This is a genomic window from Nostoc sp. FACHB-133, from assembly GCF_014698055.1.
GTDB lineage: Bacteria > Cyanobacteriota > Cyanobacteriia > Cyanobacteriales > Nostocaceae > Nostoc.
The window spans coordinates 1-23,031 of sequence record NZ_JACJSH010000084.1 but is presented as its reverse complement, the minus strand read 5'-3'; the positions used below and the strand labels follow the sequence as shown (position 1 = coordinate 23,031).

27 protein-coding genes and 1 pseudogene are annotated in these 23,031 nt (G+C 42.3%); 17 read left to right on the top strand and 11 right to left on the bottom strand.

All coding sequences use genetic code 11. The features are described 5' to 3' along the window. The 3 genes and pseudogenes from H6G86_RS34375 to H6G86_RS34365 form a co-directional block, all read left to right on the top strand. Positions 1 to 367, top strand: a pseudogene (locus H6G86_RS34375) (hypothetical protein); the annotation flags it as partial. A gap of 114 nt (positions 368 to 481) precedes the next feature. Further along, entirely contained in the window at positions 482 to 1,012 is a 531-nt protein-coding gene (locus tag H6G86_RS34370; protein WP_313931578.1) for a DNA cytosine methyltransferase, read from the top strand. Between the two features lie 19 nt (positions 1,013 to 1,031). Then, the gene (locus H6G86_RS34365; protein WP_190938100.1) at positions 1,032 to 1,205 is read left to right on the top strand and encodes a hypothetical protein; all 174 of its coding nucleotides are present in this window, start codon (positions 1,032 to 1,034) and stop codon (positions 1,203 to 1,205) included. Positions 1,206 to 1,318: 113 nt separating this feature from the next. On the opposite strand, the gene H6G86_RS34360 is transcribed toward H6G86_RS34365, so the two are convergent. Further along, positions 1,319 to 2,119: an isopentenyl phosphate kinase gene (locus H6G86_RS34360; protein ID WP_190938099.1), complete on the bottom strand. Its 801-nt coding sequence runs from the start codon at positions 2,117 to 2,119 to the stop codon at positions 1,319 to 1,321. Positions 2,120 to 2,489: 370 nt separating this feature from the next. Beyond that, the gene (locus tag H6G86_RS34355) at positions 2,490 to 3,137 is read right to left on the bottom strand and encodes a transmembrane-type terpene cyclase (RefSeq protein WP_190938098.1); all 648 of its coding nucleotides are present in this window, start codon (positions 3,135 to 3,137) and stop codon (positions 2,490 to 2,492) included. 791 nt (positions 3,138 to 3,928) lie between these two features. On the opposite strand from H6G86_RS34355, the gene H6G86_RS34350 reads away from it, so the two are divergent. Further along, positions 3,929 to 5,200: a phthiocerol/phthiodiolone dimycocerosyl transferase family protein gene (locus H6G86_RS34350; protein ID WP_190938097.1), complete on the top strand. Its 1,272-nt coding sequence runs from the start codon at positions 3,929 to 3,931 to the stop codon at positions 5,198 to 5,200. A gap of 42 nt (positions 5,201 to 5,242) precedes the next feature. Here the strand turns inward: H6G86_RS34350 and H6G86_RS34345 are convergent, their stop codons facing one another. Next, the gene (locus H6G86_RS34345) at positions 5,243 to 5,575 is read right to left on the bottom strand and encodes a CNNM domain-containing protein (RefSeq protein WP_190938103.1); all 333 of its coding nucleotides are present in this window, start codon (positions 5,573 to 5,575) and stop codon (positions 5,243 to 5,245) included. A gap of 183 nt (positions 5,576 to 5,758) precedes the next feature. On the opposite strand from H6G86_RS34345, the gene H6G86_RS34340 reads away from it, so the two are divergent. From H6G86_RS34340 to H6G86_RS34330, 3 genes are all read left to right on the top strand, one after another. After that, positions 5,759 to 7,432, top strand: a complete 1,674-nt coding sequence (locus H6G86_RS34340) for an IS66 family transposase (protein ID WP_190938096.1) — start codon at positions 5,759 to 5,761, stop codon at positions 7,430 to 7,432. Positions 7,433 to 7,792: 360 nt separating this feature from the next. After that, positions 7,793 to 8,068, top strand: a complete 276-nt coding sequence (locus tag H6G86_RS34335) for a hypothetical protein (protein WP_190938095.1) — start codon at positions 7,793 to 7,795, stop codon at positions 8,066 to 8,068. Between the two features lie 677 nt (positions 8,069 to 8,745). After that, positions 8,746 to 8,949 (top strand): CopG family transcriptional regulator, encoded by a 204-nt coding sequence (locus tag H6G86_RS34330; RefSeq protein ID WP_190938094.1) that lies wholly within the window; start codon positions 8,746 to 8,748, stop codon positions 8,947 to 8,949. Here the strand turns inward: H6G86_RS34330 and dinB are convergent. Further along, the gene (gene dinB, locus H6G86_RS34325) at positions 8,920 to 10,068 is read right to left on the bottom strand and encodes a DNA polymerase IV (protein WP_313931575.1); all 1,149 of its coding nucleotides are present in this window, start codon (positions 10,066 to 10,068) and stop codon (positions 8,920 to 8,922) included. The two genes, H6G86_RS34330 and dinB, sit on opposite strands and share 30 nt — an antisense overlap. A gap of 451 nt (positions 10,069 to 10,519) precedes the next feature. Between dinB and H6G86_RS34320 the strand changes: the two genes are divergently transcribed. The 4 genes from H6G86_RS34320 to H6G86_RS34305 all read left to right on the top strand — a co-directional run bounded on the left by H6G86_RS34320 (position 10,520) and on the right by H6G86_RS34305 (position 12,761). Next, the gene (locus tag H6G86_RS34320; RefSeq protein ID WP_190938093.1) at positions 10,520 to 11,122 is read left to right on the top strand and encodes a CDP-alcohol phosphatidyltransferase family protein; all 603 of its coding nucleotides are present in this window, start codon (positions 10,520 to 10,522) and stop codon (positions 11,120 to 11,122) included. 4 nt (positions 11,123 to 11,126) lie between these two features. After that, entirely contained in the window at positions 11,127 to 11,783 is a 657-nt protein-coding gene (locus H6G86_RS34315; RefSeq protein WP_190938092.1) for a TVP38/TMEM64 family protein, read from the top strand. 160 nt (positions 11,784 to 11,943) lie between these two features. Continuing rightward, positions 11,944 to 12,354, top strand: a complete 411-nt coding sequence (locus H6G86_RS34310) for a hypothetical protein (RefSeq protein ID WP_190938091.1) — start codon at positions 11,944 to 11,946, stop codon at positions 12,352 to 12,354. After that, positions 12,351 to 12,761, top strand: coding sequence for a hypothetical protein (locus H6G86_RS34305; protein ID WP_190938090.1), 411 nt, complete (start codon positions 12,351 to 12,353; stop codon positions 12,759 to 12,761). The genes H6G86_RS34310 and H6G86_RS34305 overlap by 4 nt, the downstream gene beginning before the upstream one ends. Before the next feature lie 44 nt (positions 12,762 to 12,805). On the opposite strand, the gene H6G86_RS34300 is transcribed toward H6G86_RS34305, so the two are convergent. Both H6G86_RS34300 and H6G86_RS34295 read right to left on the bottom strand, forming a co-directional pair. Further along, positions 12,806 to 12,997 carry a hypothetical protein gene (locus H6G86_RS34300; RefSeq protein WP_190938089.1) on the bottom strand — a complete coding sequence of 64 codons (192 nt, stop codon included), beginning with the start codon at positions 12,995 to 12,997 and terminating at the stop codon, positions 12,806 to 12,808. Between the two features lie 48 nt (positions 12,998 to 13,045). Further along, complete coding sequence (locus H6G86_RS34295) at positions 13,046 to 14,356, bottom strand: glycosyltransferase (RefSeq protein ID WP_277883703.1); 1,311 nt, start codon at positions 14,354 to 14,356, stop codon at positions 13,046 to 13,048. A 705-nt stretch (positions 14,357 to 15,061) separates the two neighbouring features. Here H6G86_RS34295 and H6G86_RS34290 point away from each other — a divergent pair. After that, the gene (locus tag H6G86_RS34290) at positions 15,062 to 15,412 is read left to right on the top strand and encodes a cupin domain-containing protein (protein ID WP_163929422.1); all 351 of its coding nucleotides are present in this window, start codon (positions 15,062 to 15,064) and stop codon (positions 15,410 to 15,412) included. A 347-nt stretch (positions 15,413 to 15,759) separates the two neighbouring features. After that, positions 15,760 to 16,053, top strand: a complete 294-nt coding sequence (locus H6G86_RS34285; protein WP_190938087.1) for a hypothetical protein — start codon at positions 15,760 to 15,762, stop codon at positions 16,051 to 16,053. A 250-nt stretch (positions 16,054 to 16,303) separates the two neighbouring features. Here the strand turns inward: H6G86_RS34285 and H6G86_RS34280 are convergent, their stop codons facing one another. The 4 genes from H6G86_RS34280 to H6G86_RS34265 all read right to left on the bottom strand — a co-directional run bounded on the left by H6G86_RS34280 (position 16,304) and on the right by H6G86_RS34265 (position 18,592). Continuing rightward, positions 16,304 to 16,714 (bottom strand): VOC family protein, encoded by a 411-nt coding sequence (locus H6G86_RS34280; RefSeq protein ID WP_190938086.1) that lies wholly within the window; start codon positions 16,712 to 16,714, stop codon positions 16,304 to 16,306. A gap of 238 nt (positions 16,715 to 16,952) precedes the next feature. Then, positions 16,953 to 17,384, bottom strand: coding sequence for a YciI family protein (locus tag H6G86_RS34275; protein WP_190938085.1), 432 nt, complete (start codon positions 17,382 to 17,384; stop codon positions 16,953 to 16,955). Positions 17,385 to 17,652: 268 nt separating this feature from the next. Beyond that, positions 17,653 to 18,150: a VOC family protein gene (locus tag H6G86_RS34270; protein ID WP_190938084.1), complete on the bottom strand. Its 498-nt coding sequence runs from the start codon at positions 18,148 to 18,150 to the stop codon at positions 17,653 to 17,655. A 25-nt stretch (positions 18,151 to 18,175) separates the two neighbouring features. Then, positions 18,176 to 18,592: a YciI family protein gene (locus tag H6G86_RS34265; protein WP_313931573.1), complete on the bottom strand. Its 417-nt coding sequence runs from the start codon at positions 18,590 to 18,592 to the stop codon at positions 18,176 to 18,178. A 119-nt stretch (positions 18,593 to 18,711) separates the two neighbouring features. Here H6G86_RS34265 and H6G86_RS34260 point away from each other — a divergent pair, with 119 nt between their 5' ends. From H6G86_RS34260 to H6G86_RS34245, 4 genes are all read left to right on the top strand, one after another. Further along, entirely contained in the window at positions 18,712 to 19,980 is a 1,269-nt protein-coding gene (locus H6G86_RS34260) for an RNA polymerase sigma factor (protein ID WP_190938083.1), read from the top strand. Between the two features lie 232 nt (positions 19,981 to 20,212). Then, positions 20,213 to 20,638 carry a VOC family protein gene (locus H6G86_RS34255; protein ID WP_190938082.1) on the top strand — a complete coding sequence of 142 codons (426 nt, stop codon included), beginning with the start codon at positions 20,213 to 20,215 and terminating at the stop codon, positions 20,636 to 20,638. 257 nt (positions 20,639 to 20,895) lie between these two features. Then, positions 20,896 to 20,994: an RRXRR domain-containing protein gene (locus tag H6G86_RS39745; protein ID WP_277883702.1), complete on the top strand. Its 99-nt coding sequence runs from the start codon at positions 20,896 to 20,898 to the stop codon at positions 20,992 to 20,994. 22 nt (positions 20,995 to 21,016) lie between these two features. Then, positions 21,017 to 21,733: an IS1 family transposase gene (locus H6G86_RS34245; RefSeq protein WP_190938081.1), complete on the top strand. Its 717-nt coding sequence runs from the start codon at positions 21,017 to 21,019 to the stop codon at positions 21,731 to 21,733. Between the two features lie 602 nt (positions 21,734 to 22,335). Here the strand turns inward: H6G86_RS34245 and H6G86_RS34240 are convergent. After that, complete coding sequence (locus tag H6G86_RS34240) at positions 22,336 to 22,536, bottom strand: hypothetical protein (RefSeq protein ID WP_190938080.1); 201 nt, start codon at positions 22,534 to 22,536, stop codon at positions 22,336 to 22,338. Between the last annotated feature and the right edge of the window lie 495 nt (positions 22,537 to 23,031).

Below are 23,031 nucleotides of genomic sequence, written 5' to 3'. Positions count from 1 at the left end.
GGCTACCAGCACATATTTAGTAAATAAAGTTACTTCTTACTTAGATTTTATTTTTGCGATCGCTTGTTTTTTACTGGATCTGACAAAACCGCATTGCTCCCGGAAGACTGTTTCTTATCCCCGTGTGATTGGTGAACGTGACCCGAATAATCCCTTTCATTGGCGATGGGCATTCAATTGGAAAGAGAAGATAAACGGGGCATGGAAAGGCAAAAGTATAGGTTCAATTCCCCCTGGCGCTGTTCCAATGATTCGGACACTGCAACAAGAGAGGGCAACGCGAGAGAATATCATCACTTTTATCAAAAAAGCGAAATTCAAAAAGTCATTACTTATATCTTGCACCTCTACGTACAACCCCAGATGAACCAAAAAGATACGCGATAAAGCTACCTCATTTTTATAAGTTTTCAACGCTAAATCAAGCGTTTTATTTTTTTTACTGAGTAGTAAAAATACATCAATTTTTTTGGTGCAAGATGTGAGATTACCAAAATTAGATGTCTGCAAAAATTTTGATAACACAAAAATAAAACCAGTTCTTCCAGATGATGCACCGATCGCCGTAGTACTTTTCGCGGGTGGCGGTGGGATTGAAGCGGGGATGGTGCAAGCGGGGATTCGTCCGGTCATTGCGGTGGAATTCGACCCCACCAAACCAGACTTGAGCAGGGCAATCGCCAAAATCCATCACCGCAACTTTCATGAATATGGCTGCAAAGTCATTCAGCTAACAGTCCAAGAAATAGCACAGTTAGAATTCATAGGTTTTCCGCGATACCCTGACTATCTCCATGCCTCCCCAGTATGTGCCAACTTCTCCAAAGGAGAAGGGACTGTCAAATCTTTGTCTATTAAAGGGGCTGCAATCTTGCAAGGGTTTCCCAGTTGGTACGAATTCCCTAACGAAACTGCTACGGCGGGGTCAATCATCGGCTACTCTGTACCACCCAGTTTTGCCGCGCAGTTATTTACTCACATACAGAAACAATTATCAGGAGCATTTTTATGACAAACCGAGAGCAACCCACTTGAAATGTGTTGCTACAGGTAAGGAAGAGGACAACCAACAAGCAGGGGACAGAAAAGAAGAAGCACAGAGGTTGTGCGGTGAGAGCGAATTTCCGCCTTCCGCCTGCTTTAATGGCTTTCTTTCCTTAGCGACAGTTCACATCTGGGTTCGCAGAATTTTATTCGTGGGATAGATTCATAGCTGCCGCAAGCTCGAACTGCCCTCTGCCTTTCTCAATGAGTTACCTCTAAAAGATTAAAGGTAAGTAATTCGGATTAACGACCAACAGTTTTGAAATCATTTTAGTTAAAATGCCCTAATTAAAGTGCCTAGAGTTGGCGTACCTAAAACTGAAGAGGCTAAATTCCCTGGGATATTCCCATCAATTATCCAGCAGTCAATCCCTAAACTAGAAATAGTCAAAAACTCCTCAACTTTCTTAGCCATCCCGCCAGTAACATCTACTGATTTGCTCTTGCCCAAGAAAGGTTTAATCTGAGAATAGTTAGCTTGAGTAATATTGGAAACTACTTGCCCATCTCGATCATATACACCTGCATAATTCCCAACATTTATTAGTCTAACTTTAAACTTACCTTGAAGATAGAAGTATTTCGCTAGTTCTGCAAGCATTGCATCTGTCGAGAGGACAGTACCACCAATAGCTTGATCTAGAACGACATCACCAAAAATTAAAGGAATCAAACCTGCTTGTAGACTACTTTCTATTACACTAAAGTCACTTTTCAACAGTTTTTTATTATAAGTGATTATCATAGTAATAGGTGGCAAACTTACCACTGGCAAACCTGCTTGTAAAAAACTTTTAGCTAGTAGAAAATTTAAATCTAAAGCATCTTGGTGAACTAAGCAAAACCCTAGTTTTTCTTCATCACATGAAAAACCATTAATTGTATTATATTTATTCGCTGATTGGTGGGCGAAAGAACCAGCACCGTTACCAATAATCAGTTTCAGATTAGGATTTTCATGTTTGATTAGGCTCACTTGCTCAACCAGTTGTGTTATAACTTCTCTTCGAGCAGTATAAGGTTTATCCTTGTCAGTAATTAAGGAACCTCCTAGCTTCACTAATACTAATTCCATAATCAAATATTAAATGATGAAAGACAAAAACTTATAAGAAAGTAATCCTAGACAAAAAAAATCAAAATTGCTAATAATTTCAACACAATTTAACAAAACGCATGAAAGGAAACAGTAAATTTTGGTTACAAAATAGTGCAGAATTTATCGACCAGAATACGTCAGTCGTCAGAAAACAGGTATGAATTCTGTACAACACAACGACTGCGGTCAGTGCATCACTGAAGGATGAATAAGGGGGTTTAAGACCCCCACAAAACTAGAATTTTTGGTGGTCTAGTTGAAATGTAAGCGATCACTATTACTCCTACGCTTGTTAGCAGCAGTTTTCGAGTATTGCTATATACCATGTTCCTAAAGTTATTTTCCACTACTGCCGGGTTAGTGCGTGATTAAGCTTTTTTTCTCTAAACCTTTTTATCTTCATAGCAACCATCCCCACATATATTAGATCAAAAACAAAAATTGCAGTATACAAAAATATAAATAAAAGTGACCTACCTTGTGTTGGATGATTAATATAAAACCCAATGGAAGCCAGCAAAGTTCCTATCATTTTGAAGATAGCAATAAAGATTGATTGACCTCGGACAGTATTACGTTTGGTCAACATATCAATAAAGAGAATGGACATGAGAAGATTTTGCCCAAAAGCTGTATACGCACCGCTCCAATCTTGAAATTCATCTGTGATTAATAGGACACAGCAAAAGCTAGTAAATAAAGTTAATATAAATACTGGATAAAATAATTTATTTGGTATATCCTTCAACTCAGATTGCCCAAACTTGAAAAATCCATACAAGATAATTAAATCAAGCATCAACCACACAATATTGATTTGAAGTTGTGGTGGCTGATGAGGATGAATAAAAGAAAATATAAATTCCCATGAAAGATTGGCACACAACGCAACCAATGGCATTCCATACGTTTGATCTTTAAATCCGCGTTGAATCAACAAAATATAAGTCAGTATCCAAAATGCTCCGCTGCCAAGCATTAAATAAGTTCCCATAAATCATTACCTCCTTTATGCTTTTTAAAAATCAAAATTCTTACGGGCTGTAATGCAATTATTCCTCTTATACAAAGTAAATAATACACTGCATGTCTAATACAAAGTTACTGAGCATGAGTGTTAACTCTAGTTAACCGCCTGTGCAATGAAAAACTGCCCTGGGGCAAGGAGTCCAGAGCAGTGCCTGAAAAGGAAAATAAAATACGGAACTTTTAAGCGTTGTCCCTTGGTTTATATATAATTCGTTTGGTATGTAATATTCTTCTTCTTTTGTTTTGTGTTTTATGCAAAAGTAACCAAAAATCTTTAAACTGCCGTCACACAAGAGTTAAGTGCCAGCATCAACACCATCCCTTCGGTAAGCAAGTCAGATATCAAATGCCTATTTCGTTACATACATTAATTACATAGCGTAAGAAGCATACTGCTTAAACAGCGCGGCTCACTTTGCTGCGATAAGAGGAACCATGCCGAATTTCACGGAGGTTAATTGCCTCATTGGGATTGCTCTGAGTGCGGCTTTCTGAATGATACTGTGTAGTTGTTGATGAATTTTAGGGGATAATTAAAGGCTATAGCCCTGTGCGATGGGCTTACGCCTCGCCGTAGGCAATCGCAATCATGATGTGCCATTGAAGTAATCAACTTGCGCCGATACACTTACTACAGAAAACGCTGTCATGGTTTGGTGGCGATTGTCGAAATATCTTCACGCCCGACCAACGATAGCAGTGGGTTGTATTTGCCTGATGATGAGTAGTGTTTGATGAAAGCGTGTGAGGTTTTTAATGAACCGTTTACTAACACCGTCGGAACATTTAATGTGGTTGCTAGGTTGCGATAGAGCAATCAATGTGTCACTGTGTGCCAGAATTAGGGGAGCATTCAGTGTCGAGCGGCTTGTTGAAGCTTTAGGTTGGGTACAGCGCCGCCATCCTCTACTAAGTAAAAGAATTTTAATTGATCGACAACAGCAACCATGTTTGGTATCACAAGGAGTACCGCCAATTCCTATACAGGTAATTAAGCGTCTTGGTGAAGAACACTGGTCTCAAGAGATATCTGCACAACTGTTGCATCCTTTCTCATGGAGTGAGGAGCCATTGGCACGTGTAGTTTTGTTGCACTCCCCTGATGTTTCTGATTTGCTTTTGACCTACCACCATATTGGAGACGGGTTATCTGGAGCTTACCTGATGCGGGATATTTGGTGCGAAATAACGGAACCGGGAAGTTATCGAGAGCGATTGCCAGAAATCCCCTCAATCGATCGACTATTGCCTCCTGTTTATGGCGAAGGAGAAAAGAATACCGTTGATTTTGATTGGGGGGTTAAGGTAGATCAGACTATCCAATTAGATGAGGCTTACCATGAAAGGATTCACTTACTCCATTGGTATTTTTCTCCCCTAGAAACTAACAGACTAGTTGCTCGTTGTCGGCAAGAGCAAACTACTGTTCACGGAGCTTTGTGTGCTGCTTTTCTATTGTCGCTCTATCACGAAACAAGTTCATCAAAGGAAATTGTTCTCAAATGTCTCTCTCCCTTCAATCTTCGTAATTACCTTACGATTCCTGTAGGCGAAAACTTTGGAGAATATATTGCTCGTGTAGTAACCTCTCACTCATTAAATCAACAGACTCAATTTTGGGATTTAGCTCGTCAGGTGAAGCATCAAATTAATCTTGCAGTGATGGAGAAAAAAATATATCAAGGCAGCTCAAAAGCCAAATCGTTTCTCTCTACCAAACCCAATAAGATTACTACACGGCAGTACGCCAAGAATATTACTAGTTCAGATATCGCAATCACTAATTTAGGGCGCTTAGATATACCAGTTCATCAGGGAGGATTAGAATTAGAAAAACTTTATTTTACAGTTACAGGATTCAGGCATCAACCAATAATTGTTGCAATTGCAACAACTGCTGGAAAAATGTGTGTCACCTTTCGATATCAGGAGTCTTTAATACCTTCGGGGAGCGCACAGAAAATCAATACTGGAGCAATGGAGAAGCTACGTAGTGAACTGGCTCATGCCCCCCAGTTGTCATTTTAAAGAGGAAATCAAAGGGCGAGGAGAGCGGCGGTGAACTACGCTTTATTCTCCCAAAACGATATGGAGAGACGTAATGATTGTAAAGGCAATCACTACTGATAAGGTATGAGCGCTAGTTTGCGATAAAGATTTCGGCAGCCAGTGGAAAGCGGGTTCGACCAGTACTGCAATCGCTGGTTCTCCAAGCCAACCTAAGCCTAAAGAAGATATGGTAACACCAAGTTGGGTCGCTGCTAGATAAGCATCCAAGTTATTTACTGCCCGTTGTAAAGCTTTTGCACCGGGATGACCTTGGATGACCAACTGTTCGACACGACTACGGCGAAGCGCAACCAAGGCAAATTCAGCCGCCACAAAAAATCCGTTGGCTAGCACCAAGAAAATTACCTATAGCAATTTACCCGGAGTAAGCCAAGTCAATGGACTGTTCATAACTATCTATTTTAGCCTTTGCTGCTAATTACTACTGCGATTATTTTGTGTATCCGCTCAATAAATCGGGGTAGTAGAAAAAATAACAAAGTAGAGAGATGCACATAGGGTCGTAGAATATATGACATGGCGCAAAAGCAATCTCCAGAAAAACAAGTAGAGGCATTGTTGCAAACCATCGACCCCTCAAAGTTTGCAGACGAATCCTTGCGCCAGACATTAACTGTTCTGCTAAACGTCATAGAGCAGCAACAATCAGAGATAAAAGAATTACGTGAAGAAAACCAAAAACTACGGGACGAAAACAATCGTCTGAAAGGCGAACAGGGGAAACCAGAAATCAAGAGCAATCAGTCGAAAGGGTTCAAGAGCAATCATTCATTCGAAAAAGAACGACACACTCCAAAAAAACATACGAAAAGTAGCAAAAATCAGAGCATAAAAGTAGACAGGACATGCATTCTGGATTATCCGGCGAGTGAGCTACCGCCTGATGCACAGTTCAAAGGCTATGAAGAGGTAATCATTCAAGATATTTCACTGTTAACTGATAACGTATTATTCCGGAAAGAAAAATATTACTCGCCTAGTGTTGGAAAAACGTATTTAGCATCTTTGCCACCTGGTTACGATGGAGAATTTGGTCCGGGAATAAAAGCTCTAGTAATTAGCTTATATTACGGCGGTAATATGACCCAAGGTAAGTTGCTAGAGTTTTTAGAGAATATTGGGATCTCAATGTCGGCTGGCTATTTATCAAATCTACTCATCAAAAACTTAGGCGATTTTGAAGCTGAATATAATCAAGTTTATACATCTGGGTTAGAAAGTAGCTCGTGGCAGCATATAGACCAAACAAGTGCCCGTGTTAAAGGAGTAAATCAGACCACGAATGTAATTTGTAACCCCTGGTACACAGTCTACTCAACTACAGCTAAGAAAGACCGACTAAGCGTAATTGGGGTCTTGCAAAATAGACAAGAGCTTGAATATGTTCTAAATGGGCTGACTTACGAGTTGCTTACAAGTTTTAATGTCCCAACTAAATGGCACAATCAAATGAAATTGTTGCCGCAAGAAACAGTTTTGACTGAATTAGAGTTTAATTCATTGCTGGATACGTATTTAAGCAAGCTAGGTTCTCAATACCGGACTCGTGTTTTGGAAGCTGCTGCAATTTCGTTCTATCATCAGCAATCTCAAATACCAGTGGTAGAATTTCTGGTCTGCGATGATGCACCCCAATTCAAATTAATTACAGATAATTTGGCTTTATGTTGGGTACATGAAGCCAGACATTATAAAAAATTAAGTCCATTTGTTGGTTTTTGTCAACAAACATTAGACAAATTTTTAGGGGAATTTTGGGATTACTACCGAGAATTAGTCGCTTACAGAAATTCCCCTTCCCCAAAAACCAAACAGGAATTAAAGACTAAATTCTGTCAGCTATTCGGTACTGAAACTGGATATAAACAATTAGATGAGCGAAAAAAATTAACGGCAGCTAAAGAGTCTGAACTACTGCTGGTCTTAGAGTATCCAAACTTACCTTTACATAATAATCCGGCGGAATTAGCTGCTAGGACTATGGTGCAGCGACGAAAAATTAGTTACGCCACTCAAACGAGTGAGGGTACTAAGGCATGGGACATTTTTATGTCTCTTGTTGCCACTACTCGTAAATTGGGAATCAGCTTCTTTGAATATATACATGACCGGATTTCTCTCTCTGATAAAATCCCCGAATTGGACACTATTATTCGCTCAAAATTTTCTATTAATCCTCAACCTTTATAGTCAAGCGTTTGCATTCAAATAGAATCCCTGCGTTAGAACAATCTAGTTAACTCTCAAGAAATTGGATGTTAGCAAGTCTTTTTACTTTTATTCGCTACCCCGACTTATTGAGCCGATACTATTTTGTCAACACTAATTGCTACCTATTTGCCGACCATTGGTCGGCAAATATTCTTTGAATATGCGAGTAGACAACATCATACCTATTGTTAAATCCGTTTCTACGAATGGCTATTCGGCATCGCGCTCCGCTCCCGTCCCTAAAAAGCAATCCACGCCCATACAACTTTTTGGCAAAATGTCTCTGATTCGCTGAGAACTTCTTGTATCCTGGGATATCCGTTCTTTGTGGACAGCCGAATGATTTCTATAGATATGAAACGACTCATCAAAAAAAACCCTAACCCAGTTCGTAATCAAACAGAAGTAACCCCACCACCGATTGAACCCATTGAGATTCCTGAGAGCCAAAATATTCCTGGACCAGTGATTGAACCAAATCCATCTGTGTATATTGAAGTATCAAAATCAGACTACATTTCTGAACACTATCGCCCCCTACGCTCTGTGGGGAACTCCGGGTGGCAACCGTCTGATGTGTGGCGCGAATTGAGAGTTGATAATTTCTGTGAGTAAATTAAGCTCTGACTGAATAAAAATTAATATATATATCATACTAAACTATCTTCAAAAAAGCCATGAAATGCTTACTAGGCAACAAAAATAAACATTATTTACTAGTTATTTATGGGGTTTAGCACTGATTCGGGCTTTTGAGCTTTATTGTCGAGCCTAGTTTTGATATCTAACTAATAATTTGGCATAACAGATACTGAAGAACCAAAATTATTAAACCTTAATGCCCCTAGAAAATTTTCTAGAGGCATTAAGTTAAGGTTTTGTTAAGTTATAGAGTTAAATATAGTGCTTGAATCAAAGTCAATATCCAGAGTAGTTAATCAATTTCACCTTTGGGTAAAGAGCAAATAAATATTAGATGCAATTGTATGAAGATAAGGTTTACTAAATTTAATTTACAATACTTGCTGATTATACACCTCTTGCAAGGCTCACGTCGATTGCGCTTTGCTTAACAATATTTACAAAAAATACAAGCTCGTTTCAAATATTTTAAAGTTCATATAGATGATTTATCAGTGAAGTTTTAGATTATAAGTAAATACCCTGCGGAAGATGTGCTAAAAATGTTTTTACGGCAAGTATGCTGTGGTTAACATCTATATATTTGTTAAGTATTGCACTTGGCATTTAAAGTCTAGATAATTCGTTCAATTTGATAAATATTGCAAGTCATGAACAAAAAATGGGCTATCAAACGAATCACAATAAATCTCGCATCAGTTGAAAGCGAAAAACTTGAACGATATTGTGCAAGTACAGGTAGACCTGCAACTGATGTGATTCGGGAGTTGATTCGCTCTCTCACAATAACCGAGTTCTCAGCGTCTGAACAGACTACACCTACCCTAAAATATGATGTTCCCATTCTGAAATAGTGGCAATTGAATCACCTGGGTTTGTTTAGCGTTATCCAAATTAGATAAGGAAATGCCCAGCAACCTAATGCTGCGGTTTTCCAGATCAATCGACTCAAACAGCGCTTTGGCTATCTCAAAAATCGTAGATAGTTCACTGATGGGAGCAAGCATTGTCTTACTGCGGGTTATCTGATGATAGTCAGAAAACTTGACTTTCAGAGTTAATGTGCGTCCTCGCGTTTCATGTTGCTCTAACCGTTGCTCGACAATTTGGGCAATCTGTTCGAGTTCCTGCAACATCTGACCGACATCGCTTAAGTCCTGTGCAAACGAGTTTTCTGCACCAATGGACTTACGAACTCGATTTGCTTCAACTGGGCGGTCATCTTCTGCTCTGGCAATCTTATAGTAATAATGACCAGCTTTCCCAAAATGGTGTGTTAGGTCAGTCAGCGATGCCTTCGGCAACGTCTTCGACGAACGCTGCTTCAAATCTGCGCCAGTATGAATGCCGAGCGAGTGCATTTTCGCTGCCGTAACCTCTCCAATGCCGTGGAACTTCTCAATCGGCAGCTGCTCTACAAATGCGATTGCATCCTCCGGTAAAATCACCGTTAGTCCGTTGGGCTTGTTCTGCCCTGATGCCATTTTTGCGAGAAACTTGTTAATTGACACACCCGCAGTTGCCGTCAACTGGGTTTCCTGGAAAATTGCAGTTTTGATGTGTCTTGCGATAGTAGAAGCGTAGGGGATGTTTTGCCTATTCTCAGTCACATCCAAGTATGCTTCATCTAGTGCAACTCCTTCCACTAAGTCAGTATAGCGTTTGAATATGGCGTGGATTGCTGCGGAAATCTCTCGGTAGACATCGAATCTTGGTCTGACAAAGATAAGCCCAGGGCATTTTGCAAAAGCTGTTACTGACGGCATCGCAGAGTAAATACCGAATTTTCTGGCTTCATAACTGGCTGCTGCAACTACGCCTCGTTGATTGGGACTGCCACCGACTACTAACGGTTTGCCTCGGTAGCTAGGGTTGTCCCTCTGTTCCACCGATGCGTAGAAGGCATCCATATCAACGTGAACTATCTTCCTGGTTCTAGCGACAGATTCTTGTCCCAAGGGTAGCTTCACCACAAACAGTCTCGCTTTTCACACCATTTTCAAGCAAATTAAATCCTAAATTAGAAATCTTATAGTACACTAGCACTAGTTTGAGCCAAATGTTGCAGATATGCAAATTATTTAAAGCTTGCTTGAACTTTCTACTATCAGCCCCGATTGGTTTTTCTATTAATGAGTAAGCGTGACAATGTGGCTCAAATTTGGTGTAGCTCCAGATGGACAATTAGTCTGTGTTGAAGATGTTGGTAGTGGTAAGACTGAGCTTTTATGCCCTTACTGTTTGGTAACTCATTAGCACAAAAGAGATGACCACACAAGTAATTGACACAATATCCTTTGACATTCCCCAAACACTCACCCAGGTGGAAAGTGCTGCTATGAATATTGTTATATTTGTAGCGAATTTGCCGATATCATTATAGTGTTTATACTAGTTTAATTAACGCTAGGAAAGTGGGGAACGATGATAAAACTATCACATCTTCCGATTACTTTAGTGGGAATGCGCTTCGCTCTAGCTCCTTTACTAGTTCTCGATTCTTTAGACCATAGAACCAGTTTTTGGTTCATCATCGGTTATGTTATTGCCGTACTTTCAGACGTTTTTGATGGGATCATTGCCCGTCGCTTAAAGGTTAGTACAGCCCTACTTCGTCAAGCAGATAGCTGGGCTGATATTTGTTTGTATTTGTGTGTGGCGATCAGTATTTGGTTAGTATATCCCCAAGTAATCATCAATTTTCGAGTACCTTTATTATCCGCGATTACTATCCAACTAATATTATTCACAATTAGTTTAATCAAGTTTCAGAAATTCCCTAGTTTCCATACCTACACTGCTAAAGCATGGGGATTAGCTCTACTTACGGCGACAGTCGGGTTATTTGGTTTTGGTTACGCGAACATTCTTTGGTTTGCAATCGCGCTTTGTTGGCTCAATAGTTTAGAAGAAATTGCCATGACGTTGTTGTTACCAACTTGGCAATGTGATATTTTGAGTATCTTTCATGCAGTGGAGTTACGTAAAACATTGATGCGTTCACCAACCAGTCAGGACGGAGTGTAGCTCCGTGGGATTAAAACACTTACTCCGCAAAAATTTCCAGATATTACTACTGCTGGGTGCAATCTTACTCTTTTTCACAACTCCCTTACGTAATTTACTCAATCAAGAGATTCTCTCAGTCTGGTTGCAAAAATTAGGTATTTGGGCTGTTCCCTTATTTATCTCCACCTACGTATTGGTCACAGTTTTAGGTTTGCCGATAACAATTCATACATTAACTGGAGGCGTAGCTTTTGGTTTGGGATGGGGAAGCCTTTGGTCTACATTAGCCGCAACATTGGGAGCAGTAGGAGCATTTTGTCTGACTCGATACCTATTTCGAGATTGGGCAACAGCAAAATTCGCTCAAAATAAACTGCTGGAAAAATGGCATAAAGCACTCGAACGCAATCCCTTTTCTTTAGTTCTATCTCTACGCTTTGCTCCGATTGCTCCGTTTAATATTATTAACTTTTTATTGGCACTAACCACAATCAACCTGAAGATTTATACCCTTGCAACCTTCATTGGAGTAATTCCAGGCACGATTGCTTATACCTGGTTGGGTGCTTCTGGAAAAACCGCTTTACAAGGAAGCGATGCCTCCTCGTTTATACTCGCGTCGGTTTTTTTGGTATTTTTATCGGTGTCACCATTGTTATTTAAACCCTGGTGGAAGTAGTAGCGCTACGTTTGAGTTGAGCTATCAAAAATAATCTAATCTTGCGGTGATATGTGCGTTTTAGCCCCAAAACCTCTTATTTTCTCAATAAGCGCATAAAATTATGAGAAAATTGACCTCGTAATTCATGCCAAATTTTGAATTGATCAAAGTCAATTTTATGAAAAAGAACTATGTTCTCCTGACTTTAGCCTTATTGATTTGCACTGCTGCGCCTCAAAAAGCTCTAGCAGATGAGGTTTGGAAAACGGAAGAATATAAAGTGGTTTATCAAGAAGATCGTAATAAAACTGCTGTGTGGCGGTATGGTAGCGATGGAGTAATCTTCATTGATGGTTTAGCAGGAGTGTTTAATGACCGAGGTTCATACAATGGCTACTGGGTACAAAAGTCTTCATCGGTACGTTGCGATACCTACAGAGAAGGAGCAGATGGTAAACCTACTTATCATTGGGGCAGATTTAAAGTCACTTTCATTGATTCAAAATTCCCGTCCCGTTGGAAAGCTGATATTAGCCTTTGCGATCGCGATCCTGTAATGACTTTAAACGGTACACCTGTTACACAATGAATATCGACCGATTGCAAGAACTTAAGCAGAAATTGGCAAATGACGCAGACTTGTACGATATCTGGCTATTTTACATGGATCATTTTGCAGATTGGCCAGAATTCACTGACCTGGGTGAGCCTGCCGATAATGAATATCTAGATGCTGTCCTCCAAAAAACTTGTCAGCAGATGTTTGATAGGTCAATAAAGATTAGTGATTTTTTGGTGATCTACATAGCTCCATATCATTTATTTCATGGAGCTTTCTTTCTTGAAGGACGTATTGGGGGTGTGATTTATTTCGAGGATATCAAAATTGGGTTAATTGCAGTGTCGGCAGATTATCCCCCTACCGATGCGGTTAAGTATTCACGTTTTACTGAGATGATTCAACTGTCGGCTCCTAATGGCAATGATTACAATTGAGAGAATCACAACTTATAGATGTCATCTTATGCTTTTTGCCCTGATCACCGTTCATCCCGCAACCACTCTAACCCAGTTCTCAGTGCTGCCTCCGCCGTGTAAAAAATCTTTTGTTCTCCGAATATGCCACCTGTCCGGCTGATAATCCGAAACTGCCAGCAATGCCCTGGCGTGTAAAAAACCATTAGGACACTGCCGTTGACACAGAGTATCGTATCAACTTTGACTTGGGACATTGACTGCTGTTGTGGGTGTGATGATGTATTTTAATTGTCTGCAATTTCTCACCCAATCAAACCTAGATGGCGATGGAAAACTTCAACAGCATTCGCTACACCATCTTCACCCCTGATTTTCTCACCTAACTCCTGGGCTTTACACCGCATGACCTCATCACCCAGTACTACTTCAATTGCTGCTGCTAAAGTTTTATCTGACACTTTCTTGTACGGTATCGGCGCAGGGCTAACTCCCAACCGGGTTAGCTTTTCTCCCCAAACTGGCTGATCTGCAAAAAAGGGTACAGTAATTGATGGTGTCCCCGCACGTAACACTGCCGCCGTTGTACTAGCTCCTCCGTGATGCACTACTGCTGGCACTTGAGGAAATAACCAATCATGCGGAACTTCCTTGATCACAAACACTCGTAGCGAATCTTTTATATTCACTGTTCTTCCAACGTTCCCCCAGCCTGACAATATAATCCCGCCTTGACGGGTTTTCTTTAAGGCTTCCACGATGTAGTGTGTGAGATATTCTGGATTGGGCATCGTCATGCTCCCAAATCCAAAACACAAGGGTAATTGCTTTCGCCCAAGAAAATCCTCTAGTTCGATAGGTGGCTCATATTCGGAGGCTTGGTCAATAAACCAAAACCCAGTTACATACACCCATGCAGGCCAGTCACGGGGTCTTGGGATTACGTGCGAACTAAATCCATACAATACAGGGATTCGTGATACATTCGCCGGAGTCTTCCGTCTGAAGCGTCTGCCCAAATATGGTAAAGGCGGCAATTTCAAAGTTTCTGTTCTGAAGTTATTGAGCAGTTGACGATATCTTTGCCAGTGCAAGAACTCTACCAGCAAGTAGGTGGCATAGTTGATTAATTTCTTTAGCGGGTTTTTAGTTATTTGAGCAAATCTCAAAAACCCAAACATCCCTGTGGGAGTCAACGGCAGAACTGATGCAAAAAAGCAGGGTACGCCTAATTTCTCTGCAATGTGATATCCAAAGGTAGATAACGGCGTGTAAATAATCACCTCACTTCCAACACACGCACTCCAAGCTGATTCCAACTGTTGAAGTAAAAGCTTATCTCCTTCTTCTTTTTTCAACTTTTCTCCCGCAATCAATCGCTGCCCTTGCTTGGATTGCAAAAACTCTTCCATATTGCCAGCGATCGGTGCAAACTTTAAATCGAACTTCCTCACAAATGGTTCAAAGTTCTCATGCGTTGCAATCGTTACTTCATGCCCCGCACGTTTCAAGCCAATAGCCAAAGCACAGTATGGTTGCAAGTCTCCTCTTGAACCTACTGTTAGGATCGTAATCTTCAGTTTCCGGCTTGGTGCTATAGGTAGACTTTGGCTCAAATGCTTTTTCCTGCTGAAAACGTAATGATTCAAAAATTGTACTAATTTCCTGCGCCTAATTGATTTTGTCTTCCTTGAGGAGAAATTATACAGGTTCTAATAAAACATTCAAAAGTGGTAGATGAAATTGAACTTATTTACCTAGCAAGATACAAGAAGTATTCGATGTCTTATGTTCTAGTTAAAACAAGGGAACTAATAAGGGATTTTGCGGAGGTCGAGGAAGCAAATCTAAAAGCGGCTTTAGCTCCCGGTTCAAACTGAGGAGGAAGTTCAGGTAAAATCGCCTCACTTTTTTTGCGATTGCGTAACCGCCTGCTGGAAGCGATGCCTGCGGCGAGCTACGCCTACGCTACATACTTGCAAACGAGCGCCCAGCCTAGACATTCAAAAGATTATATATTCTGAAAGTATGCTGAGACTGGTTGCCTATATTTTTTTAGGTCATGCGCCGATCGCCAAAATTGTCTTTCCATAATTCAATACAGACACTCAATGAACCTCTTGCAAAAGTAACTTTTGCAAGAGGTGGGAAAAGGGTTCATGTTAAAGGGTAAAGGTTTTTTCTTATTCCTTTTCCCTTTCCCCTCGCCCCTTATCCCCAGAGGGGGCCCCACCTTCCCCTTTCCCCACTTCTGAAAGAAGTCTAATCTATAAGTGTCTTTGTCGCTCAAATTAATCTCTCTACAACAAAGGAATCATCCCATGACTACAAGCATACTCTCATTGAAGATAACCAAAATTCGTTGGGCGGACATCATTGAATATCCCCAGCATGGAGCTAAAAGTAAGGTTCTGCTAGAAGATGGAAACTGCCGCTATACGCTGATGTCTCTGGCGGCAGAATCGACCATTGCAGAGCATACCAATCCTCGCAATGCGACTGTGAATGTAATTGAAGGACAAGGCGTGCTGACGCTGGAAGATCAAGAGATTGTTCTAGAATCTGGAGTCTTTGCTTTTATACCCGCCAACGCACGCCACGCACTTAAAGCAGCAACTAACCTCGCCTTTTTATTAACGCTTTCTGAACAGGTTGCCAACTCCAAACATTGACCTGATAAGTTTCTCAACGCTGTTCCTAATGAGCGAGAACTCTCAACCATCTATTATCTGCTCATTAGGAGTCAAAAACGCAAAACAGTCTTGAGTTACAGTCATGATGAAGAAGCGATGCCTGCGGCGAGCTACGCCTACGCTTAATACTTGCATCTGTGCAACAGATTATGCTGGGGCATCTACCCGAAAACAGATTTGTACACAATTAATAAATTCTTACAATTTGGGACTCGTATTTCCCATCGATTTGGTGTACCTTGTTAATTCTGTGCAATTATTAATACCCATCTTCTCGCAACTTTACTCAGACAAATTTTAAGCCAATGCCTTCGAGGGAATATTCAATGAAAACTTCTAATGATACAGATACTAAGAAGATCATCAAAAAATCCGACAAGCTTACCCTGAGACAGATGAAGCTAATCGAGGAGGCTGAAGACCAACAACTTCTAGCTAATACTGTCAATTCTCCAGTCCCTGTGGTTGAGGTTGAGGAGAAACCAGTAGCGATTTCAGAGCCTAGAGTTCCTGACTATATTCCATTGCTTGACAATCCTCCAGTACAATCTGTGGGTAATTCCGGCTGGCAAGTGTCTGATGTCTGGCGGGATATTCGGGTTGATGATTTTTGTAATTAAAGCAGGCAATTTGTATTCCCAGACGGTTCTGCATCAAGGCGGTTGCAATTATCCACGCAGTATTGCTGCCTGAGCAACTTTTATGAAAAAGAGGGGAAGGAGGGAATGGCACGCTTGTTAATCGCAAAGCCCTGATGTAACAAGATTTTGAGTGTGGGGAGTGTGGGGGGTAAGACTTCTTCCCCGTCCTCCCACACCTCCCACACCCTGCCAGCAAGGAGGTTTCAGCTTTTCAAGCGTGCCATTCGGCTCAGATGGTTTGTTCGCAGTTGATCATCCACGGTGTCCCAAACTGATCGGTCAACATGCCAAAGCGCGATGACCAGAACGTTTGCGCGATCGCCATCTTCACCTTGCCGTTTTCTGCTAGAGCGTGAAAAAGCCGTTCTGCCTCAGTGATTTCAGGAACGCTAATTTGTACGTAGAAACCTTGCGGGGTTTCAAAGTATTCTGGTGGGCAGTCAGATCCCATCAAGAGGCGATCATCTAGTTCAAGGCAAGCGTGCATGATTTTGTCTTGCCATTCCGGTGAGACATTTTCGGCGGAAGGTGCTTCTTTGTGTGTCATCATCATAGTCATCTTGCCACCCAGACATTGTTCATAGAACTTGAACGCTGCCTCACAGTTGCCATTGAACATCAGGTAAGAATTGAGTTTCATTGATTTCTCCTTTTGTAATCGATTCTGCGTTTTGATGAGCGGATCGTTCGCACATGAACATCATTAGACTTCTTGCATAAGTCGGGAAAAGGGGAAGGTGGGGCCCCCTCTGGGAATAAGGGGCGGGGGGAAGGGGAAAAAGTTCTGTATTGTCCCCTTCCCCTTTAACCTTTACCCTTTTCCCCCTCTTGCAAAAAGCACTTTTGCAAGAGGTCTATTTGCGCGGTTGTTGATGACGTTACTCTTGCTGCTGCGTTTCAAGTTGAGCGCGAATGCGGTCTGACTGCTCCCTTAAGGCGGGTGTCAGGACTTCACCAAAATCCTCTGCCTCGAATACGGGACGAATCTCAATCTCGGAGTCTCCTGGCATAGGGTTAGGGCAGCGCTTTACCCAAGCAACTGCCTCGGACATTGAGTTCACCTGCCACAGCCAGTACCCTGCCACTAGCTCCTGCGCTGGAGTGAAAGGTCCCTGGGTGACGGTGCGATCGGTTCGGGAAAAGTGAACTCGCACCCCTTTTGAGCTAGGATGAAACCCCTCAGCGGCGAGCAAGATACCTGCCCTAGCTAATTCTTCGTTGTACTGCCCCATTTCAGTTAAAAGCTGTTCGCTCGGTATGACCCCAGTTTCAGAGTCTTGGGTTGCTTTGACAAAGACCATGACTTTCATTGTGAAATCTCCTGTTGAATGGTTTTGAGTTAGATTGCGAGGGGTTGGGTGTCAATACTGCACGCTTTTTTCAACTCGGCATTGGGTTTGGGGAAAAGGTTAAAGGGTAAAGGTTAAAGGGTAAAGGTTAAAGGTTTTTTCTTTCCCCTTCCGCCCGCCCCTTATCCCCAGAGGGGGCCCCACCTTCCCCTTTTCCCTTTTCCCCAAAACCCGACAAGTATTGGGTTGGGTGTGCTGATTAGCGCAAAGCGCAACTCCGAAGGAACCGCTAATCAGCAGCGACACGCTTGAGTTCATCAATCTCGATCTTCTTCATTTGCAGCATGGTAGTGGTTACTTTTTGAGAGGTTGCCGCGTCGGGGTGGTTGAGTAACTCAATCAGAATGCGAGGAATAATTTGCCAGGAGACACCGTATTTGTCTTTGAGCCAGCCGCATTGCTGTGCGGTTTCATCCCCACCGGCAGACAATTTTTGCCAGTAATCGTCCACGTCCGCCTGGGTATCGCAAAAGATTTGGAAGGAAATCGCCTCGTTAAATTTGAAGGTCGGACCACCGTTGAGTGCTGTGAACGGCTGACCATCAAGTTCAAAGCTGACAGTCATGACGGCTCCGGCTGGAAATCCCTGAATTTCCTGTCCAGCGTCTCCATATCGACTGACGTGGACAATTTTGGAATTGCGAAAAATCGACGTATAAAACTGAGCGGCGGCTTCGGCTTGATCATCAAACCATAAACAGGGAGTGATTTTGGAATTGTTTTGCATGAGGGTTCTCCTTGAGTTCAAGTGGTTAAGGACGGTCAGGGCTTGGTAGTCCCGCAACTTCGATGACAGGACGGATTTCGACGGTGCCGACTTTTGCACCTGGGATGCGGGTGGCGATCGCAATGGCTTCATCCAAATCCTGAGCATTAACGAGGAAGAATCCACCCAATTGTTCGCGGGTTTCGGCAAATGGTCCATCGGTCACGAGTGATTTGCCATCACGGACTTGGACACAGGTTGCAGTTGCAACAGGATGGAGTGGAGCCGTCGCCAGAAATTGTCCTTGAGTATGCAAGTCCTGGGCGAGTTGGGCAGATTCCCCATAGCAATACTCCCGCTCGGTGTCGCTCATGGCGTTTTCGTCCATATAAATCAGCAGCAAATATTTCATTTGGTTGCCTCCTTTGTGATTAAGTCGAACGGGAATTGTCCAAATCGACACCTGAGTGCAAAAATTTTGTCTAGTACAATTGAACTTTATCTCCCTTTATTAGTCAGTCGAACGGCAAATGCTCAAATCGACACCTTGCCCAAAATTCTTTATGTCTTTTTGTCAAAGGTATGGCTTCAATCCCAAAAACAGATGTGGCTCAAGCAATTGCTGCCCTTTATCGAACTGAATGGGGGCGCATTGTCGCTATTCTGATTCGGCTGGTCGGAGATTTTGATGTAGCTGAAGAAGCTGCACAGGCAGCATTTACAGCAGCAGTGAATCAGTGGGAAAGCGACGGTATTCCCGATCGTCCCCGTGCCTGGATTATCCGAACTGCCCGCTACAAGGCGATTGATCGCCTCCGACGACGCACGAAACTGACCGAAAAACTGGAGTGGTATGCGGCATCTGGCTTAATTCCATCCACTGAAGAACCAACCTATGACAGTGATGAAATTGGAGACGATCGCCTGCGATTAATCTTTACCTGCTGTCACCCGGCACTGGCAACGGAAACTCAAGTAGCGTTGACCCTCCGAATGTTGGGTGAACTGGAAACCGACGAAATTGCCCGCGCCTTTCTTATACCGACTGCAACAATGGCACAGCGGTTAGTTCGTGCTAAACGTAAAATTCGAGACGCAGGCATTCCTTACAAAGTACCTGAGACAACTGATCTCGCTCCCCGGATAGAGGCAGTCCTGACAGTCATCTATCTCATCTTCAACGAAGGCTATGCCGCAACCAAAGGAGATGCGATCGTACGGGCTGACCTCTGCATCGAAGCGATTCGCTTGGGGCAACTGGTGCGGCAATTGCTGGCACCCCAACCCCCATCTGAAGTCACAGCACTTGTGGCGCTGATGTTATTGCACGATTCGCGGCGCAATGCGCGTCTAGATGAGGCAGGCGATTTGATTTTGCTAGAAGATCAGGATCGCAGTCGTTGGAATCATCTACAGATTGCTGAGGCGTTACCTCTGGTAGAGGAAGCGTTGCTCTTTGGAACCGGAGTGTATGCCCTGCAAGCGGCGATCGCAGCCCTCCATTGTCAGGCAACCCGCGCCAAAGAAACAGACTGGGCGCAGATCGTGCGGCTCTATGAGGTGTTGGAACGCTTGCAGCCCTCACCCATTGTGGCCTTGAACCGAGCAGTGGCGATCGCAATGGCAGACAGTCCTCAAGCCGCATTTGGACTGATTGATAGCCTTGCTCCAGAACTGGACAGCTATCATCTGTTTCATGCCACCCATGCAGATTTATTCCGGCGTGTTGGAGCATTAGAGGAAGCAACCCAGAGCTATACACGGGCACTAGAATTAGTGACAAATGACAGTGAGCGTCGTTTTCTGGAACGTCGGTTGCGCGAAGTTCAACCTAACATTCAGTCCGGCTAAGGGTTTACAACATTTTAAAGCGCCAGGCATCCATGATGCCGTTGAAAAGAAATGAAAAATCTTCTAACAAGGTGAACTTGTAACTTAACAAAAGGCAAAAGAAGACAAGTTAGCTTAGTACTTTAGTACTGTTATAATCCAATCGTTTCATCAAGTTGTGTTAGGGTGCAGCAAATCACCGATCGGCTCTCTGGCACATCCACATCCACCTCAACTGATAGAGGATTCCGACATGGATAACAATCCCAGCATTCTCTCGCATGTTTCGATTGGTACTAATGATTTTGAACGAGCGATCGCCTTCTATGATGCTGTGTTGCCAACATTGGGCTGTAAGCGATTTATGGAGCATCCGCGGGCGATCGCCTATGGCAAACAGTATCCCGAATTTTGGGTGGGAACTTCCTTCGACGGGCAAGCTGCAACGGTTGGCAATGGAACTCACATTGGTTTTATTGCTCCTACAAAAGAAGCAGTCCACGCCTTCTATGAGGCAGCATTAGCGGCAGGAGGCAAAGACGATGGTGCCCCAGGTGGCAGACCCGACTATAGTGAGCCGTATTACGGCTGCTTTGTGCGCGATCCAGATGGACACAAAATAGAAGCCGCCTTCTGGGATGAGCAGCTTGAGCAGCAACTCAACCAGAACAATGGTTGACCAGAGAGTCACAAACCCTGCTCTTAAGAGACAGGGCTTGTAAGAGAAAGACTAACCATCCTTTCGATACAAGACTAAAAAAGTGTCTAGCTTACAGGCGTTAAAGCCTAAACTGAATTGCCTGGGCGTGGTAGCCCACCAAACGTTAAAAATGATTCCCAAGTTTTTAACCTCTTAGGCAGTCAGTAGCGTTAGCGAAGCGGTAGCGACGAAGGAGCGTCTGGGATATACACACCTAGTAATAGAATTTATCGTAAATGTTTGTACCAGTAGTTGACCAAAATAACCGCCCTCTGATGCCAACGACACCTAGTAGAGCTAAGCGTTGGATGAAATCAGGGGCGTTGCATAATTGAAGTATGAATTAGAGCGATCGCTATGCAATGTCCAAGGTGTGAATCAACTCATATTCGCAAGAATGGCAAAAAAGCAAGTAAACAAAACTACATCTGCGCTCAGTGTGGTCGTCAGTTTATAGATTCTTACGATTTGCAAGGTTATTCTGAAGAAATAAAACGTGAGTGTTTAGAAATGTATGTGAATGGTCTAGGTTTTCGAGCCATAGAGCGACTAAAAAATGTACATCATACAACTGTAATCACTTGGGTAAAGAAAACGGGTGAGATGTTACCCAATTCACCAGAAAATGGTGAAATTCCTGAAATTACACAAGTAGATGAGCTAGAAACTTTTGTTGGTAAAAAAAACAAAATTTGGCTGTGGACAGCAGTAAATAAACATCATCCAGGAATTTTAGCCTGGGTTTTGGGAGACAGAAGCTCTGAAACATTTAAATTGTTGTGGTTAATTATTAGATGTTGGAATTCATATTTTTATGTAACAGATGGTTATCCAGTTTATCCTTGTTTTATTAGCAATGAAGACCATATTGTTAGCAAAACATATATGACAAGAGTAGAAGGTGAAAATAGCCGTTTAAGGCATTATCTTGCTCGTCTGCATCGTAAAACTTTCTGCTACTCTAAATCAGAAGAAATGCTGAGGTATTCAATTCGATTAGTAATATATTATCTCAAGTATGGTTCCGTGGCGCTGCCGACGCACAGCGCCGACAAGCTTGAGGTGATCGCCTGATTCATACCTCTATTCAGCAACGCCAAATCAGGTAAGGCTACACCATTCTTTAAAAAGGTGTCAAAATAAGTCATGTCTGCGGTACAAAAAAGCATATCGACCAGAGCAAGAAGGTTCCCTAGCTCTACCACAAAACGAATTTGGTTTGGATGTGTGTGGGTTCGCAGATAAGATGAAATTTGAACAACGGAGTTATAGGGATTCCAGGCGACGGAATTCGCGCATAAAGTGAAATCGATTGTAGGGCAAGGGTTTGAGGAAGCTAGCGAATTTGCACATAAAGTGAAATTTTGCATCTACTCACAGAAATTCACTATATTTTGTTCAATATTGATTACAATTTATACCTAAAATCCCGAATTTTCCATAGTCAAGCTGCTTGGCTACCTATGACACGAGGCGATCGCCTGGGCGTGGGGCGTAAGCCTATCGCACTTCAAAAGTACGCTTTTAAAAGCATTCGGGCTGTCGTTAAATCAAAGTCGGAAAATTTCAATTTATATGCGAATTGAATATTTGGCTCAAACCCAGACTCCACAATGAATTTCACTTTATGCGCGAATATCGGTACCTGGAACCCTTATAAATTCATTTTCAGAATTTCATCTTATCTGCGAACCCACACTTATCTGCGAACCCACAACCGACAAACGTACCGCCCCGGCAAACTGTGACTTACACCATAAAGTGACCGTTTTTTCCACCATAAACTGTCCGCAACAGAGGCTGAAATACTTGATTTGTCGTAGTGCGATCGCTCTGCGAATATAGGTTTTGAAACCATAACGTGACCGAAAGTTCAAAAATAAAGCATAAATTGACCAAAAATGTCTATATTTTTGCAGCTTGAAAAACTTGAAACTACTAAATTTACGTATCAAAGCCCAAAAAGAGCAGGTTTTAAAGCTCCATTTTCAACCATAAGCTGTCCGTAACGGACAACTTATGGTGTAAGTCACACAAACTTATGGTTACAGTCACATGTCTGGGGAAAAGTAGTTTTAATCGTAGTTTATGTCGGATAAAAGATAAGGGTATTTTATTTTGTATTCAAGCGCGATCGCTGTTGTTGTCACTGTAAGCATAAGATGAGCAACTTGCTCGCTTTATGCTTACAAAAAGGAAAGGGAACCACTGTCCAGTAGCTCTGGTCTGGGTTCAACTAACTAAACTCGGTATAATCGAGAAAATTTCCAAACCCTCAACAGGGTTAATTCCAAGCTTGTAACACCACCTCAAAAACTTAGTGAGAGTAGGTTTTCGCCGATATTTGGCTATTGGGGTATTTTTATAAGAAG

Coding starts and splice junctions, on each gene's coding strand:
- H6G86_RS34360 (WP_190938099.1), bottom strand. CDS start 2,119: ATGGAATTAGTATTAGTGAAGCTAGGAGGTTCCTTAATTACTGACAAG.
- H6G86_RS34355 (WP_190938098.1), bottom strand. CDS start 3,137: ATGGGAACTTATTTAATGCTTGGCAGCGGAGCATTTTGGATACTGACT.
- H6G86_RS34350 (WP_190938097.1), top strand. CDS start 3,929: ATGAACCGTTTACTAACACCGTCGGAACATTTAATGTGGTTGCTAGGT.
- H6G86_RS34340 (WP_190938096.1), top strand. CDS start 5,759: ATGGCGCAAAAGCAATCTCCAGAAAAACAAGTAGAGGCATTGTTGCAA.
- H6G86_RS34335 (WP_190938095.1), top strand. CDS start 7,793: ATGATTTCTATAGATATGAAACGACTCATCAAAAAAAACCCTAACCCA.
- H6G86_RS34330 (WP_190938094.1), top strand. CDS start 8,746: ATGAACAAAAAATGGGCTATCAAACGAATCACAATAAATCTCGCATCA.
- H6G86_RS34320 (WP_190938093.1), top strand. CDS start 10,520: ATGATAAAACTATCACATCTTCCGATTACTTTAGTGGGAATGCGCTTC.
- H6G86_RS34310 (WP_190938091.1), top strand. CDS start 11,944: ATGAAAAAGAACTATGTTCTCCTGACTTTAGCCTTATTGATTTGCACT.
- H6G86_RS34305 (WP_190938090.1), top strand. CDS start 12,351: ATGAATATCGACCGATTGCAAGAACTTAAGCAGAAATTGGCAAATGAC.
- H6G86_RS34300 (WP_190938089.1), bottom strand. CDS start 12,997: ATGTCCCAAGTCAAAGTTGATACGATACTCTGTGTCAACGGCAGTGTC.
- H6G86_RS34290 (WP_163929422.1), top strand. CDS start 15,062: ATGACTACAAGCATACTCTCATTGAAGATAACCAAAATTCGTTGGGCG.
- H6G86_RS34285 (WP_190938087.1), top strand. CDS start 15,760: ATGAAAACTTCTAATGATACAGATACTAAGAAGATCATCAAAAAATCC.
- H6G86_RS34280 (WP_190938086.1), bottom strand. CDS start 16,714: ATGAAACTCAATTCTTACCTGATGTTCAATGGCAACTGTGAGGCAGCG.
- H6G86_RS34275 (WP_190938085.1), bottom strand. CDS start 17,384: ATGAAAGTCATGGTCTTTGTCAAAGCAACCCAAGACTCTGAAACTGGG.
- H6G86_RS34270 (WP_190938084.1), bottom strand. CDS start 18,150: ATGCAAAACAATTCCAAAATCACTCCCTGTTTATGGTTTGATGATCAA.
- H6G86_RS34260 (WP_190938083.1), top strand. CDS start 18,712: ATGGCTTCAATCCCAAAAACAGATGTGGCTCAAGCAATTGCTGCCCTT.
- H6G86_RS34255 (WP_190938082.1), top strand. CDS start 20,213: ATGGATAACAATCCCAGCATTCTCTCGCATGTTTCGATTGGTACTAAT.
- H6G86_RS39745 (WP_277883702.1), top strand. CDS start 20,896: ATGTTTGTACCAGTAGTTGACCAAAATAACCGCCCTCTGATGCCAACG.
- H6G86_RS34245 (WP_190938081.1), top strand. CDS start 21,017: ATGCAATGTCCAAGGTGTGAATCAACTCATATTCGCAAGAATGGCAAA.